Annotated in this window: 15 protein-coding genes; 8 read left to right on the forward strand and 7 right to left on the reverse strand. The window is 65.3% G+C overall.

What is annotated here, in order from left to right:
• Positions 1-21: 21 nt before the first annotated feature.
• The 5 genes from CGLAU_RS09240 to CGLAU_RS09260 all read left to right on the forward strand — a co-directional run bounded on the left by CGLAU_RS09240 (position 22) and on the right by CGLAU_RS09260 (position 4,020).
• Positions 22-567 (forward strand): guanyl-specific ribonuclease, encoded by a 546-nt coding sequence (locus CGLAU_RS09240; RefSeq protein ID WP_232507098.1) that lies wholly within the window; start codon positions 22-24, stop codon positions 565-567.
• Positions 560-823 carry a hypothetical protein gene (locus CGLAU_RS09245; protein WP_157731334.1) on the forward strand — a complete coding sequence of 88 codons (264 nt, stop codon included), beginning with the start codon at positions 560-562 and terminating at the stop codon, positions 821-823. The genes CGLAU_RS09240 and CGLAU_RS09245 overlap by 8 nt, the downstream gene beginning before the upstream one ends.
• Positions 824-992: 169 nt before the next feature.
• Positions 993-2,780, forward strand: a complete 1,788-nt coding sequence (locus CGLAU_RS09250; RefSeq protein ID WP_095660447.1) for a carbon starvation CstA family protein — start codon at positions 993-995, stop codon at positions 2,778-2,780.
• Between the two features lie 2 nt (positions 2,781-2,782).
• On the forward strand, positions 2,783-3,040 hold the full coding sequence (locus CGLAU_RS09255) for a cory-CC-star protein (RefSeq protein WP_095660448.1): 258 nt from the start codon (positions 2,783-2,785) through the stop codon (positions 3,038-3,040).
• On the forward strand, positions 3,031-4,020 hold the full coding sequence (locus tag CGLAU_RS09260) for an ArsA family ATPase (RefSeq protein WP_095660449.1): 990 nt from the start codon (positions 3,031-3,033) through the stop codon (positions 4,018-4,020). The genes CGLAU_RS09255 and CGLAU_RS09260 overlap by 10 nt, the downstream gene beginning before the upstream one ends.
• 13 nt (positions 4,021-4,033) lie before the next feature.
• On the opposite strand, the gene CGLAU_RS09265 is transcribed toward CGLAU_RS09260, so the two are convergent.
• Positions 4,034-5,296 carry a deoxyguanosinetriphosphate triphosphohydrolase gene (locus CGLAU_RS09265; RefSeq protein ID WP_095660450.1) on the reverse strand — a complete coding sequence of 421 codons (1,263 nt, stop codon included), beginning with the start codon at positions 5,294-5,296 and terminating at the stop codon, positions 4,034-4,036.
• A gap of 58 nt (positions 5,297-5,354) precedes the next feature.
• Here CGLAU_RS09265 and CGLAU_RS12570 point away from each other — a divergent pair, with 58 nt between their 5' ends.
• Positions 5,355-7,457: a TPM domain-containing protein gene (locus CGLAU_RS12570; RefSeq protein WP_095660451.1), complete on the forward strand. Its 2,103-nt coding sequence runs from the start codon at positions 5,355-5,357 to the stop codon at positions 7,455-7,457.
• Positions 7,458-7,468: 11 nt separating this feature from the next.
• On the opposite strand, the gene CGLAU_RS09275 is transcribed toward CGLAU_RS12570, so the two are convergent.
• Genes CGLAU_RS09275 through CGLAU_RS09285 form a run of 3 tightly spaced genes read right to left on the reverse strand, consistent with a single transcriptional unit; the run spans position 7,469 to position 9,822 of the window.
• Positions 7,469-7,915, reverse strand: a complete 447-nt coding sequence (locus tag CGLAU_RS09275) for a hypothetical protein (protein ID WP_095660452.1) — start codon at positions 7,913-7,915, stop codon at positions 7,469-7,471.
• Positions 7,912-8,421, reverse strand: coding sequence for a hypothetical protein (locus tag CGLAU_RS09280; RefSeq protein ID WP_095660453.1), 510 nt, complete (start codon positions 8,419-8,421; stop codon positions 7,912-7,914). Before CGLAU_RS09280 ends, CGLAU_RS09275 begins: the two co-directional genes overlap by 4 nt.
• Positions 8,422-8,439: 18 nt before the next feature.
• Entirely contained in the window at positions 8,440-9,822 is a 1,383-nt protein-coding gene (locus CGLAU_RS09285; protein WP_095660454.1) for a glycine--tRNA ligase, read from the reverse strand.
• A 252-nt stretch (positions 9,823-10,074) separates the two neighbouring features.
• On the opposite strand from CGLAU_RS09285, the gene CGLAU_RS09290 reads away from it, so the two are divergent.
• Together CGLAU_RS09290 and CGLAU_RS09295 are read left to right on the forward strand one after the other, a co-directional pair.
• Positions 10,075-10,536, forward strand: a complete 462-nt coding sequence (locus CGLAU_RS09290; RefSeq protein ID WP_095660455.1) for an ArsR/SmtB family transcription factor — start codon at positions 10,075-10,077, stop codon at positions 10,534-10,536.
• Between the two features lie 11 nt (positions 10,537-10,547).
• A complete protein-coding gene (locus tag CGLAU_RS09295) occupies positions 10,548-10,991 on the forward strand; it encodes a Fur family transcriptional regulator (protein WP_095660456.1) in 444 nt (147 codons plus the stop codon).
• Here the strand turns inward: CGLAU_RS09295 and CGLAU_RS09300 are convergent.
• The 3 genes from CGLAU_RS09300 to era are packed head-to-tail and all read right to left on the reverse strand — an operon-like array spanning position 10,988 to position 13,587.
• Entirely contained in the window at positions 10,988-11,749 is a 762-nt protein-coding gene (locus CGLAU_RS09300) for an isoprenyl transferase (RefSeq protein WP_095660457.1), read from the reverse strand. The genes CGLAU_RS09295 and CGLAU_RS09300 overlap by 4 nt on opposite strands.
• A 7-nt stretch (positions 11,750-11,756) precedes the next feature.
• The gene (gene recO / locus CGLAU_RS09305; RefSeq protein ID WP_095661155.1) at positions 11,757-12,515 is read right to left on the reverse strand and encodes a DNA repair protein RecO; all 759 of its coding nucleotides are present in this window, start codon (positions 12,513-12,515) and stop codon (positions 11,757-11,759) included.
• Entirely contained in the window at positions 12,505-13,587 is a 1,083-nt protein-coding gene (gene era / locus CGLAU_RS09310) for a GTPase Era (RefSeq protein WP_095660458.1), read from the reverse strand. The genes recO and era overlap by 11 nt, the downstream gene beginning before the upstream one ends.
• Positions 13,588-13,626: the final 39 nt, after the last annotated feature.

A 13,626-nucleotide genomic window follows, 5' to 3' on the forward strand; every position in this document is an offset into this window, starting at 1 on the left:
GTGTGTGGAACAATGCTCGATGTGAAGTTGCGCCTTAGAGGGTTCGCCCTGTGCCTGCCCATCGGCGGGCTCGTCTGCGGACTGCTCAGTGGGTGCGCTGCGGCGCCGGAGGCTGGGCCGGGGCCCAAGTCGGAACCGGAGACGACTTCAGTTACGTCGGTATCGTCTGAGACTTCAGCTTCGACAGCGAAGGCTCCTGCGACGCAAGCGTCGGGGACTGGGCCTTCGGGACTCGAATTGTGCGAGGAGCTCCCCGACGAGGTGTGGGACACCGTTGCTCTTGTCGACCAAGGCGGACCATTCCCCTACCCGGACAACGATGATTCGCGCTTCGGCAACTACGAGCGAGTGCTGCCCGATGAGAAGCTGGGCTACTACCGCGAGTACACGGTGGAAACTCCGGGCGTGCGCCACCGCGGCGCGCGGCGAGTCGTCACCGGCGGCGGTGCGGACGGAGATGTGGACTCGTGGTTCTACACCGCAGATCATTACGACTCGTTCTGCGAGATCAGCGAATCGCAGTTAGATGAGAAGCTCGATGAGGCGAAGGAGGCGGCAGGTGTATAGGACATCGCATGGACGCGGACGCAACCCGGTCTTGCTCACCGCCCCCGTAGAGAGCGTGGCCGACCTCGCGACGGGCATCTCGTACGCGGTGTTCGGCCCCGAGCGTCCTGCCCCACACAACTTGGACGGTCTCGCTGACCTGCTCCGCGAGGCAAGGGTGACTCGAGTCATCGCCTCCGACTGGCAGCTGCCCGCCGCCGACACTATGCGGGTACTCCAGGTCTTCAGCGACAACGACGTCGCACTTGTGCGCTAGCGCTTCCCAAAACCCGTCAGTCCGCGCGGCGGACAACCGTGAATCGGTGGTTAAGGCCGAGGCGTTGGGCGGGCCGTCGATAAGCGAGAGTGCCCCCGAGCTGGCACCTTGATGTGAGTTCTGTCATAATCTCCTGCGATGTGAACTGGCCCACCGTAAGGAGCGAACCGTGAACTCCGTGATCCTTGTTTTGATTGGCCTAGCGATGATGGCGCTGGGCTTTCTTCTGTACTCCAAGTTCCTGGGGTCGAAGGTGTACCAACTGTCGGAGTCGTACAAGACGCCGGCGCACACCATGGAAGACGGTGTGGACTTCGTTCCCACGAACAAGTACGTGCTGTGGGGCCACCACTTCACCTCTGTGGCGGGCGCGGCGCCGATCGTCGGCCCGGCGGTGGCTGTGATCTGGGGCTGGTTCCCGGCGTTTTTGTGGGTGACCCTGGGCACGGTGTTCTTCGCGGGTATGCATGACTTGGGTGCCCTGTGGGCCTCGCAGCGCCACAAGGGGCAGTCGATTGGCACCCTGTCCGGCCGCTACATCGGCGCGCGCGGGCGCAACCTGTTCCTGGTGGTCATCTTCCTGCTGCTGCTGATGGTCAACGCGGCGTTCGCGGTCGTGATTTCCAACCTGCTCATTTCCACCCCGACCTCGGTAATCCCGACCTGGGGCGCGATCCTTGTGGCCATCCTGGTGGGCCAGGCAATCTACCGCCTGAACTGGAACTTGCCGCTGGTGTCGATCGTGGGTGTGGTGGCACTGTACAGCCTCATCGTGCTAGGCGACCAGTACCCGATCGCGCTGCCCGAAGAGATGTTGGGCATCCCGGCGCGCGGCTGGTGGATCATCATCCTGTTCGCTTACGCTTTCGTGGCGTCGCTGCTGCCGGTGTGGGTCCTGCTGCAGCCGCGCGACTACATTAACGGCCTGCAGCTGTTCATCGGTCTTGCGCTGCTCTACGGCTCTTTCTTCATCGTCCACCCGGACGTCGTTGCACCGGCGATGCGCGACAACGTGCCAGACGGCACCCCGGGTATCTTCCCCCTGCTGTTCGTGACAATCGCGTGTGGCGCAGTCTCCGGTTTCCACGGCATCGTGGCTTCCGGCACCTCTTCGAAGCAGCTGGATAAGGAAACCGACGCACGCTTCGTGGGTTACTTCGGTGCTGTCGGCGAGGGCCTGCTTGCGCTGGGCACGATCGTGGCCACCACCGCGGGCTTCAAGACGGTCGCGGACTGGGAAGAGGTCTACAAGGAGTGGAACGCCGGCGGCGTCGGCGCATTCGTGCAGGGCGGCGGCAACTTGATGAACGAGGGCTTGGGCTTGCCGACGTCCCTTTCGGCCACCGTCCTGGCCACCATGGCCGTGCTATTCGCGGCGACGACCATGGACTCCGGTGTGCGCCTGCAGCGCCTGGTGGTCGGTGAGGTCGCTGAGCTCATGGGCGTGAAGCTCTCCGCGCTCGCGACCACCACAATCGCGGTTGCCTTCGGCCTTGGCCTGACGTTCTCCACCGGCGTCGACGGCTCCGGCGGCATGCTGATCTGGCCGCTGTTCGGCACCACTAACCAGCTCATGGCGGGTCTGACAATGGCGATCCTGGTAGTCATTCTGACCCAGCTGCGCCGCCCGACTTGGCCGGTGCTCCTCCCGCTGCTGTTTGTCACCGTGATGGCGATGTGGGCAGCGCTGATTCAGCTGGGCACGCTGTGGTCGAGCAAGAACTGGCTGCTGCTGGTCATCGACATCGCCATCATCATCTGCGCAATCTGGGTCATCGTTGAGGCGATCACCGCCATCCAGCGCGCCCGCCAGGCGCCGCAGGTGGTGTGGTCCGACAACGAGACGTGGCCGGGCGAGCACGAGGCTGAGCTGGCTGGTGCGGGCGCTGCGGGCCCCGGGGCTGGCACTGCTGGTGGCACCGGCACCGGGTCGACCCGCGTGGACCCGGGCGCGTAACCGTGCGCGACTTCCTCAAGTCCTTCCGCGCGGGGCTCAACGAGTACTACCAAGCCCCATACCGCGCGGCGTTCAAGCGGGCATCGCGCGAGGAAGACGACTTATTCCACCTGCTCGTCGCTTCAGAGATGCTGGGCATCCCGAACCCGGTGAGCTTCTACACGCTTGAGCTCATGCCGCTGCTTTACGAGGATTTCCACGCCTGGCACACCCGCATGGGCTTGGAGCGCTCACCGTTGGACGGGATCTCATGCTGCTAGCCATCGCACCCGTGATGTTCTTCGGCGGCAAAGGCGGAGTGGGCAAAACCACGGTGTCCGCGGCCACCGCAGTGCGGCTGACTCACGACGGCGCGCGCGTCCTGCTTGTCTCCACAGACCCCGCACACAACCTGGGCCACATTTGGTCGGCAAAGCTGTCGGACACACCCACCCAGCTCGAGCCTGGCCTCGATGTCATGGAGCTCGACCCGGCGGCGACCACGGACCGTCACCTGCGCCAAGTCGGCCAGACCATGCGCGCGATGATGCCGGAGCGGATGCACCGCGAGGTGGACAAGCACCTCGAGCTGTCCCGCAACTCTCCCGGCATGCACGAGGCGGCCATGCTCGAGCGCATCGCAGAGGTCGTCGACGCCGGCGTCGGCGCAGAGTCGAGCGCCACCTACGACCACATCATCTTCGACACCGCCCCCTCCGGCCACACTTCCCGCCTGCTCGCGATGCCCGAACTCATGTCCGCCTACACCGACGGGCTGCTCGAGCGCCGCGCCGCCTCCGACAAGTTCTCCCGCGCCGCGCGCGGCCTGGGCGGTGGTAGCAGGGGCGGAGGCGCCAACATCGTCGACGGCCGCGAAGACCCCGTTGAGCGCCGCAACCAGCAGATCCGCTCGGTCCTCTACAAGCGCCGCCGCAAGTTCGAAGTGCTCCGCAGCGTGCTCACCGACCCCGCCGCCTGCGCGTTCCACATCGTGCTCACCGCCGAGCGCCTGCCAGTCATGGAATCCGCGGAACTCTACCGCGACATCACCGGCAGCGGCATCCGCGTCGGCAGCCTCGTGATCAACCGCCGCAGCCCCGACGACGGCGGCGAGTTCACCGCCGCGCGCCGCAAGGTCGAGCAAGAAGCACTGTCGCTTCTCGACGCCCTGCTACCCGCAGTCCCCACCCGCGAACTGCCGTGGCTCCCGGGCGAGATCGGCACGCGCGCAGCCCTCGGCGAGATCGCAGCCCTGCTCTAGCCGCCGGCTGCCGCTACCCCATGAAGCTCGTCAGCGCCGCGGCCTTCTTCGCCTGGCGCTCAAGCCGCGACTCAGTCATCGACGCAATCTGGTCCACAATCACGCGCTCGCGTTCGCGCGACGTGTTCGCGGTCAGCCACCACTGCTGATAAATCGTGTCCAGCGATCCGGGCGCACCGGCGGACAGGTAGTCGTACACGCGAAAAATCCGCTCGCGCTGGCGGTCCTGCCGCGCCGTGTGCGCCGGCAAATCCATGACATACAGCACAGCGATCGTCTTCAGCAGCCGTACCTCGGCCTCAATGTCCGCAGGAATCACCAGATCGCCGTGCATCCGCCCAAGCCGCTGCCCCGCATGCGCACGCAGCGTCGCGCCGGTCACGGCACCGATATATCGCCCCACCAGCTCGGAAGTCAGGGCCTTCAGCTCGACCCAGCCATTCAGGGAGTAGTTAAAGTCGGCAGCTTTGCTTATCGACGGCAACGTTTGCAGCCGATACGACGCATCGATGAGCGCCTCCGGCGTGCCTCCAAAAGCGGCGGCCCCCTTTTCCGCCAGTGCCGCAAGCTCAACGAAATCCCACAGCACACGCAGTGTGATGCGCCCGGAAATAATGCCGTCCTCAACATCGTGCACGGAGTAGGCGATGTCGTCGGCGAAGTCCATCACCTGCGCCTCGATCGGCGGACGGGCGTCGGTGTGGCCTTCGCGGATCCAGGCGAGCAGCTCCGCATCCTCGTCGTAGGCCGAGTACTTCTTGTTGCTGGTGCCGTCCGCGTTGGTGTGGGTGCGCGGGTATTTGCAGGCAGCGTCGAGTGCGGCGCGGGTGAGGTTGAGGCCGTAGGAGGTGTCGTCGTCAAGCACTTTTGGCTCGAGACGAGTAAGGATGCGCAAGGTTTGCGCATTGCCTTCGAACCCACAATCCGCGACTTGGTCGAGGGCGCGCTCGCCGTTGTGGCCGTACGGCGGGTGGCCGATGTCGTGGGAGAGGCCGGCGAGCTCGCAGAGGTCCGCGTCAAGGCCAAGTCCCTCGCCGATGCTGCGCGAGATCTGCGCGACCTCGAGCGAGTGGGTGAGACGGGTGCGCGGGGTGTCGCCGTCGTGGGGGCCGACGACCTGGGTTTTGTCCGCGAGACGACGGAGCGCGGCGGAGTGCAGTACGCGGGCGCGATCGCGGCTGAACGCGCCGCGGGTGTCCGACTCGGGCGCGATCTGGGATTGCTTTGGGCCCTCGGCGATGCGGCGCTCGATGTCGGCGGCGGAATAGCTGTACACAATCTTCCAGGGTAAAGGGTGGCGCAGTTGTGGCGCGGATACGACTACCCTATCGGGTATGAATCATCGTTACCTCCGCCTCCTTGTGGCCGCGCCCATGCTTACCGGTGCCGCCGCGCTGACCGCAGCCCCCGTGGCCATGGCGATTGCCCCCGCGACTGTGCAGGACGCCGTGCAGCAAAGCGCGCAAGAAGACGTGCAAATTGTGGCCCAGGTTGGCACCGCTTCGGGTCCTCGGCTGCTTACCCAGCCGGTGACCGACGAAGCAGGGGTGCTCTCCGATGGTGACATCTCCAAGATTGAAAATGCGATCCAGGAGCTCAGCGCTGAGAAGAAGAAGTCGCTGCGCGTGATTTACTTGGACAGCTTCGGCGGCATGAAGCCATCGGACTGGGTGGGCAAGGCTGTCGAGGCCAATGGCACAAACACGGCGGTGTTGGCGATCTCGCCTAACGAGCGCGCGTTTGCGGTCTCCGGCGACAGCACTGAGTGGACCACCGCGGAGATTGACGCGATGGAGGACGCCGCGTACGCGCGCCTGACTGAGCAGGACTGGGCCGGTGCGGCGATAGACGCGGCGGAAGCTGCGGTGACTGCAGGCAAGGGTTCAGGTTCTGGTGGTGGTGCTGGCGCTGGTAGCGGTTCCGGCGGATCCGGTTCGGGCGACGGCGGCAGCGGTACCGGCTGGGTCGCCGGCGGCCTCGGCGTGGCGGCGCTGGCTGGCGGCGGTCTCTACGCGGCATCGCGACGCAACGACACGAAGACCCGCTCCAAGCAGCTCGAATCCGCTCGTGCGCTCGACCCGTCGGACACCGATTCGCTGGGCCGCCTGCCGACGCCGACGCTCGAGGAGCGCGCCCGCGAGGCGCTCGTCTCCGCCGACGAGTCCGTCAACCAGGGCCGCGAGGAACTGCGCCTGGCTACCGCCGAGTTCGGCGCGGACCGCGTCCGCCCGTTCACCTCCGCAATGAACTCTGCGACGACGACGCTGCAGCGCGCGTTCTCCACGCACCAGAAGCTTTACGACGCGATCCCCGAGACCGAGCCGGAGAAGCGCGCGATGCTTGTGGACATCATCTCCTCCGCCGGCCAGGCCGAGCAGTCCCTGCGCGACAAGACGCAGGAGTTCAACGAGATGCGCGGCGTGCTCATGCGCGCGCCGGAAGAGGTGGACAAGGTTCGCGCCCGCACCATCGACATCCGTGCGCGCCTCGAACCTGCGCAGCGCACGCTCGATGAGCTGAAGCAGCGTCACCCGCAGGAGATGATCCAGAGCATCACCGAAAACGTCGACATCGCCACCGAGTCGCTCGAGGAGGCAGAAAAACACCTCAACGAAGCCAGCAAGCTTGCCGACGCCGGGGCCGGCCGCCAAGGCGCCCTCATCGACATCCTGGCCAACGCGGAACGCGCCGTGGACATCGCCGACAAGAACCTCGCCGGCATCGAGCACGCCGAAGACAACATCCGCACCGCGCAGAACAACCTGCCGGCACTGCGCCGCGAGATCGAGGACGAGCTCCGCGAGATCGAGCAGATCAAGGGCGCAACCCAGCAGGGCGCGCGTATCGACGTCCGCGCCCTCGACGAGGTGGCCGCCGCTGCCCGCGAGGTGCTGGCGACCGCGGATTCGCGCGTGGACTCCGAGCCGCTTGCGCTTTACACCGAGCTCGCCGACGTGGATGCGCGCGTGGATCAAGAGCTCGAGCGCGCCCGCGGCGCGGCCGGTGACCAGAATCGTCTGCTCCAACTCTTCGACCAGCAGATGCAGGTGGCCACCGCGCAGATCCAGGGCGCAGAGGACCTCATCCGCTCCCGCGGCCGCATCATCGGCTCCCACGCGCGCACCCTGCTCGCGGAGGCGAAGAAGCAGCACGCGCAGGCGCACCAGCTGCGCACCCGCGATACCCGCAACGCCATCGAGTGGGCGCGCGCCGCAACCGACACCGCACGCCGCGCCGCGAAGGCCGCGAACGACGACATCGACCGCTACCGCGCAGCCCAGAACCGCCAGACCGCGAACAGCATGGCGCAGGCTGTGCTGTGGGGTGCGATCCTCGGCGGCGGTGGCGGCGGAGGCTACCGCGGCGGCTCCATGGGCGGCGGCGGATTCTCCGGCGGCGGCGGTGGCGGGCCGATCTCTCGCGGCGGCACCTTCTAATTAGCTTTGGGTTAGTAGAGCGTGCGTCGCGTGGGCGCATCCACATACGTCAGCGCCCACGAGATGAACGCCAGGTCCAGAAACGGCACCTGGGCACCACCAGTCGGCCGCAGCTCAAGATCGCCATTTAGCTTGCCGACGGCCACCGCAACCGGCTCGCCAGCCTCATTGGCAATCTCGCGACGCCGCTCGATGACGCCGCCCGCGCGTCGCGCGGTGTAGCGGCGGCCCCTCTCCCCCGTTGCACCTTCAGCGCTGCAGATGGCCTCGTAGCGCGCGACGGTGATGCTGCGCTTGACCAGGCGGTAGGTGTGGCCCTCCGCGTCGACGGCACGTAGGTCAGTCGGGTCGGTGGAGGTGAACCGAAGCGTCTCTGACCCCGCGACCAAGGTGTTCGACGTTGCGTCGAAATGGGCGTTGACCGGGCCGTCGATAAGCGAAGTGCTCTGCCAGATCACATCAGGAACCAAACTGCGAGCGCGACTGCGGACATGAGCGTGAGTGTAGCGATGAGGACGTTCGCCGACTGGACTTGGCGGGCCTCGGTGAGCGAGCGCGAGAGCCAGGCCAAGCCCGCGATGTCGGTCAACGGCAGGTGGGTTTCGCCCTCGAACTCGAGGATGGCTTTGCGCACGCCAGACTGGTCGCGGGTGAACTGGGCGACTTTGTTGCCGTCGGCGTCGTCGATGATCCAGTTGCGCGAGCTCTCGCCGACCATGAGGTACTGACGGCCCTCGATGTCGACGCGGACGCGGTCGCCGCGGCGCAGCGGATCGTGCGCACGGACAATTTCGTCGCCACCGCGGGTGGCGATCGCGCCGGACTCGGGGCTGACCACCAAGTCCCAGATCTCACCGTTGACGCTTGCCCGGTCGGGTTGGAACACGCCGAGCACCTCAGGGCCTGCCTCGGCGAGCAGCTTCAGGTTGTCCTTGTCGGCGCGGTCCCAGCTCACGTAGTGCATGCGCGAGTACTCCTGCCCCTAGCAGCCGATGAGGCGGGCGGCGAGGTAGCTCTCGAGCTCCGCCAGCGGCACGCGCTCCTGCTCCATGGTGTCGCGTTCGCGCACGGTGACCGCCTGGTCTTCGAGGGTGTCAAAGTCGTAGGTCACGCAGAACGGGGTGCCGATCTCGTCTTGGCGGCGGTAGCGGCGGCCGATTGCACCGGAGGTGTCGTAGTCGATGTTCCAGTGCTGGCGCAGGGTGCGCGCGAGCACCTCGGCCGGGCCGGAAAGCTCCGGCTTCTTCGACAGCGGCAGGACCGCGACCTTGATAGGCGAGAGGCGGCGGTCCAGGCGCAACACGACGCGGGTGTCGGTGCCACCCTTGGTGTTCGGGGCCTCTTCCTCGTGGTAAGCATCGATGAGGAAGGCCATCATCGCGCGACCGAGACCCGCAGCGGGCTCGATGCAGTACGGGATCCAGCGCTCGTTGGTCTCCTGGTCGAAAAAGCTCAGGTCCTCGCCCGATGCCTCGGCGTGCGTCTTCAGGTCGTAATCCGTGCGATTGGCCACGCCCTCAAGCTCGCCCCACTTCGAACCGGTGAAACCGAAAGCGTACTCGATGTCCACGGTGCGCTTGGAGTAGTGGCTGAGCTTCTCCTGCGGGTGTTCGTAGAGGCGCAGGTTCTCCGGGTCAATGCCCAGATCGACGTACCACTGGTGGCGGTTATCAATCCAGTACTGGTGCCAGGTCTCGTCCTCGCCGGGTTTAACGAAGAACTCCATCTCCATCTGCTCAAACTCGCGGGTACGGAAGATGAAGTTGCCCGGGGTGATCTCGTTGCGGAAGGACTTACCGATGTTGGCGATGCCGAACGGCGGCTTGATACGCGCCGACGTCATCACGTTCTTGAAGTTCACGAAGATGCCCTGAGCGGTCTCCGGGCGCATGTAGTGCAGACCCTCTTCATCATCTACCGGGCCGAGGTAGGTCTTCATCAGGCCGGAGAACGCGCGCGGTTCAGTCCAGTTGCCTGGTTGGCCGGTCTCCGGATCCGGGATGTCGGCGAGGCCGTTAGCCGGCGGGTGGCCGTGCTTCTCCTCGTACGCCTCCAGCAGGTGGTCGGCGCGGTAGCGCTTGTGGGTGTGCAAGGACTCCACCAGTGGGTCAGTGAACACCTCGACGTGACCGGAAGCCACCCACACCTGGCGCGGCAAGATGATCGAAGTGTCAACACCCACGGTGTCCTCGCGCAGCTGCACCATGTGGCGCCACCACTGGCGCTTGAGGTTCTCCTTCAGCTCCACGCCAAGCGGGCCGTAGTCCCATGCAGAGCGGGTACCGCCGTAGATCTCACCTGCGGGGTACACCAGCCCTCGACGTTTGCAGAGGTTGACTACTGTATCGATCTTGCTCGCCGGCACGTTGAAATCTCCTGGATAAATGCAGGGACGGAAAGTTATCGTGCCTAGTGTAGCGAACACGTGCGACAAGCTGTGTGCCCAGTGCGCCAAGGCAGCGCCCGCCAAACATAGAGATTTAGACATTTAAGTCTCGTTGTGTACCCTCAGTGCAGTAACATTTTCAGCAGTTTGGCAATATTAACCTATCAACGTTTCATTAACCGCTGACGAACTCCCGGGCATCCAGGAGAGAAGGGAGACGGGCCTTCCGCCATGCGCGATCCTGGTTCTTTGGCACCCCGAGAGCTCGAGCTCGTTGCGGAGCTTCTCGGGGCACTTGACTCCCAACTTCGCCTCCGCATCCTGTTTCTGCTCCATACCGGCGACCACGTCGTGCACGAGTTGGTGACCAAGCTGGGCAAATCCCAGCCACTCATCTCGCAGCACCTACGCGTGCTCAAGTGCGTCGGACTCGTGGAATCACGCCGCGCCGGCCGTGAGGTCATCTACTCCCTGGCGCAGCCAGCGATTATCGACATCATCGTCGAACTATCCACCGTCGCCGGCACCGGCGAACTCGACCACCGCCGCAGCACGAAGGAGTCCTCACGGCGTAAGCCCGCCGCCGCAATGCCCGGCGGGGGCATTGTGGCAGTCAACGAGCCGCCTCCCGGAATCCGGCCCGACAAAGACCCTGGCCTCACCCCGTCCACCGCGCGCCCGAAGAAGGACTAACCTAGGCGCACATGTCCCCGCAGCGCCGCAGCCAGTCCAGCACCCAGCCGATTCCCAAGCTCGGCCCCCGCATGACCAAGCAGCGGACAGCGGTCGTGGAAACCCTGCGGGAAATCGACAAGTTCGCCTCAGCAAAAACCATCCATGAAGCACTCGAAGCTCGCGGAGAGCAAGCAGGCTTAACGACGGTCTACCGCACCCTGCAGTCCCTCTCCGAGATCGGCGCTGTCGATGTGCTCCAGACCCCGGAGGGTGAAACCCTCTACCGCCACTGTCTCACCGACCACCACCATCACCACCTGGTGTGCACCAGTTGCGGACGCAGCGAAGAAGTTGAAGGCGGGCCTGTGGAGAAGTGGGCCGAGCTAATCTCGGAACGCTTCGGCTACGAGCTCGTCGGCCACGATGCCGAGATTTACGGCACCTGCGTCACGTGCCAGGAATCGCGCGCCTAGCTCGACTCGGGCGCGAACTTATCCACCGCACCGCCGAAGCGTCGGTCGCGCTTCGCGTACTCCAACACGGCGTCGTACATGTGCTGCGGGGTGAAGTCCGGAAACAGCGTGTCCTGGTACACCATCTCCGCGTACGCCGACTGCCACAGCAGAAAGTTCGACGTGCGCCGCTCCCCCGAAGGCCGCAAGAAGAGGTCCACATCCGGCATATCCGGGCGGTAGAGGAACTCCGACAGCGACTTCTCCGTGATGTCCTCGGGGCGGATGAGCCCGGCGTTGGCGTCTTTGACCATGGCGCGGGTGGCGTCGACAAGCTCTGCCCTGCCACCGTAATTGATGCACATAGCGAGCGTGACCCCGGTGTTGTCTTGGGTGAGCTCTTCTGCCTCCTCGAGTTCGCGCACGACGCTGCGCCACAGGCGTGGGCGGCGGCCCGCCCACACGACGCGCACGTTCTTCTCGTGCAGTTCGTCGCGGTGGCGGCGCAGCACGTCGCGGCTAAAGCCCATGAGGAAGCGGACCTCGGAGTGTGAGCGGCGCCAGTTCTCCGTGGAGAACGCGTACGCGGAGAGCCATTCCACGTGGCCGAGCGCGATGCAGGCATCGACGCATTCCATCAGCACCGCCTCGCCGCGCTGGTGCCCGGCGGTGCGCGGCAGCCCGCGCTCTTGCGCCCAGCGACCGTTGCCGTCCATCACCAGCGCGATGTGACGAGGGATGAACTGCGGGTCAATTGCGGGCGGCTGCGGGAAATTCACCCCTCTATTATGCCTGCTCCATGATGCGCAGAGACTTCAGACCTGCCTCCAGGTTGTACTGCAGATGCGCCGTAGTCAGCCGGTGCATCTGTTCCACGAACTCCGCGTCGGCGGCGCGCCCGTGCTGAATCAGCCACATCGTGTGCAGCACCTCCGGGTTCACATCCGCCGACCCCGGCGGGCGGCAGTTGTTGCACACCGCGCCGCCGACAGCCGCGTTGAACGCCTTGTGCGGCCCCGGCGCTTCGCAGTTCGCGCAGTTGAACAGGCTTAAGCCCCAGCCGGCATGCTCGGTCGCGCGCAGAATGAAACTGTCCAGCACCATTGTTGGGTGCTCCGCGCGCTGCAGCCGCTCCAGCGCCTCCTCCACCAGCGCAAACAGCACCGGGTCGCCCTGATCGAAGCTGAGACGCTCCGCCGTCTCCATTACCGCACACGCGGCGGTGTAGCGGTCGAAATCGTCGGTGATCTTGTGCCCGTAATAGGTCACCGTGTCGGCACCGGTGATCGTCGACAAGCCATTGCTTTTCGACGGATACACCTGCACGTCCACATCAACAAACGGCTGTAGGCGCGACCCGAATCGGGATTTGGACTTGCGGACCCCCTTCGCCACCCCGCGGACGAGGCCGTGGTCGCGGGTGAGCAGGACAATCACGCGATCGGCTTCGGCGAAGTCGTAGGTGCGCACGACGAAGGCGCGGTCGCGCCACGACGGCCTGGAGCCGCCTGCTCGGAATCCGCGGGAGCTGGAGCTAGAAGCCAAGGCGGCCAAGTGCCTTCGGGTCGGACTGCCAGTTCTTCAGCACCTTGATGCGCAGGTCAAGGTAAACGTTGCGGCCGATGAGGTCGACGATCTGGCGACGCGCGCGGTGCGTGATGCCGCTGAGACGCCGCCCGTCCGGGCCTTCGAGGATCTTCTTCTGTCCCGGGCGCTCGAGGTAGATCACGGCGTAGATCATCATGCGCTTCGGGTCGTTGGTGTCCGCCTCGTCGACGTGCATCTCATCGATCTGCACCGCGACAGAGTGCGGCAGCTCTTCACGCAAGCCTTGCAGCGCTTCCTCACGGATCAGCTCAGCGATGCGCGTTTCCATGTCCTCGTCCGTGACGTGGTCTTCCGGGTAAAAGCGCGGGCCTTCCGGCAGCTTGTCCACCAAAACGTCGAGCAGCACGTCGAGTTGCACACCGGAGGTCGCGGAGATCGGAACGACCTCGGATTCTTCGCCGAGCAGTTCGTGGAGCTCGATGAGGCGCTCGCCGACAACATCCTTCGACGCCTTGTCCAGTTTGGTCACAATGCCGACGATCGGCGCATTCGGCTTCACCGCCCGAATCTGCTCGTAAATGTAGCGGTCGCCGGGACCGATCTTCTCGTCGGCCGGAACGGTGAACCCGATGACGTCGACCTCGGCGTAGGTGTCTTTGACCGCGTCGTTGAGGCGCTCGCCGAGCAGCGTGCGCGGGCGGTGGATGCCCGGTGTGTCCACCACGATGATCTGCGCGTCCTCGCGGTTGATGATGCCGCGAATCGGGTGACGAGTCGTCTCCGGCTGATCCGCCATAATCGCGATCTTCTCGCCCACCAGCGCATTCGTCAGCGTCGACTTGCCAGTGTTCGGCCTACCCACAAACCCGACGAAGCCGGAGCGGAACCCCTCGGGCGTGTCCGTGAATCCCCCGTACCCCGCGCTCTCACCTGTAGCGGCCTCCGCGTTTGCACCTGCGGCAGCATCCCCGCCGGTTCCCGCAGCGGCATCCACGTTCGCATTTGCGTCCGCGGGCAAGTCGGCCTCATCGAAGTCAGGGAAGAAGGCGCCGTCGTTGGTGGGGTTCATGTCGGTGATTCTACCGGCCGAGCGCCGCTGCCCTTGGTG

This window comes from Corynebacterium glaucum (assembly GCF_002287505.1).
Taxonomy (GTDB): Bacteria; Actinomycetota; Actinomycetes; order Mycobacteriales; family Mycobacteriaceae; genus Corynebacterium; species Corynebacterium glaucum.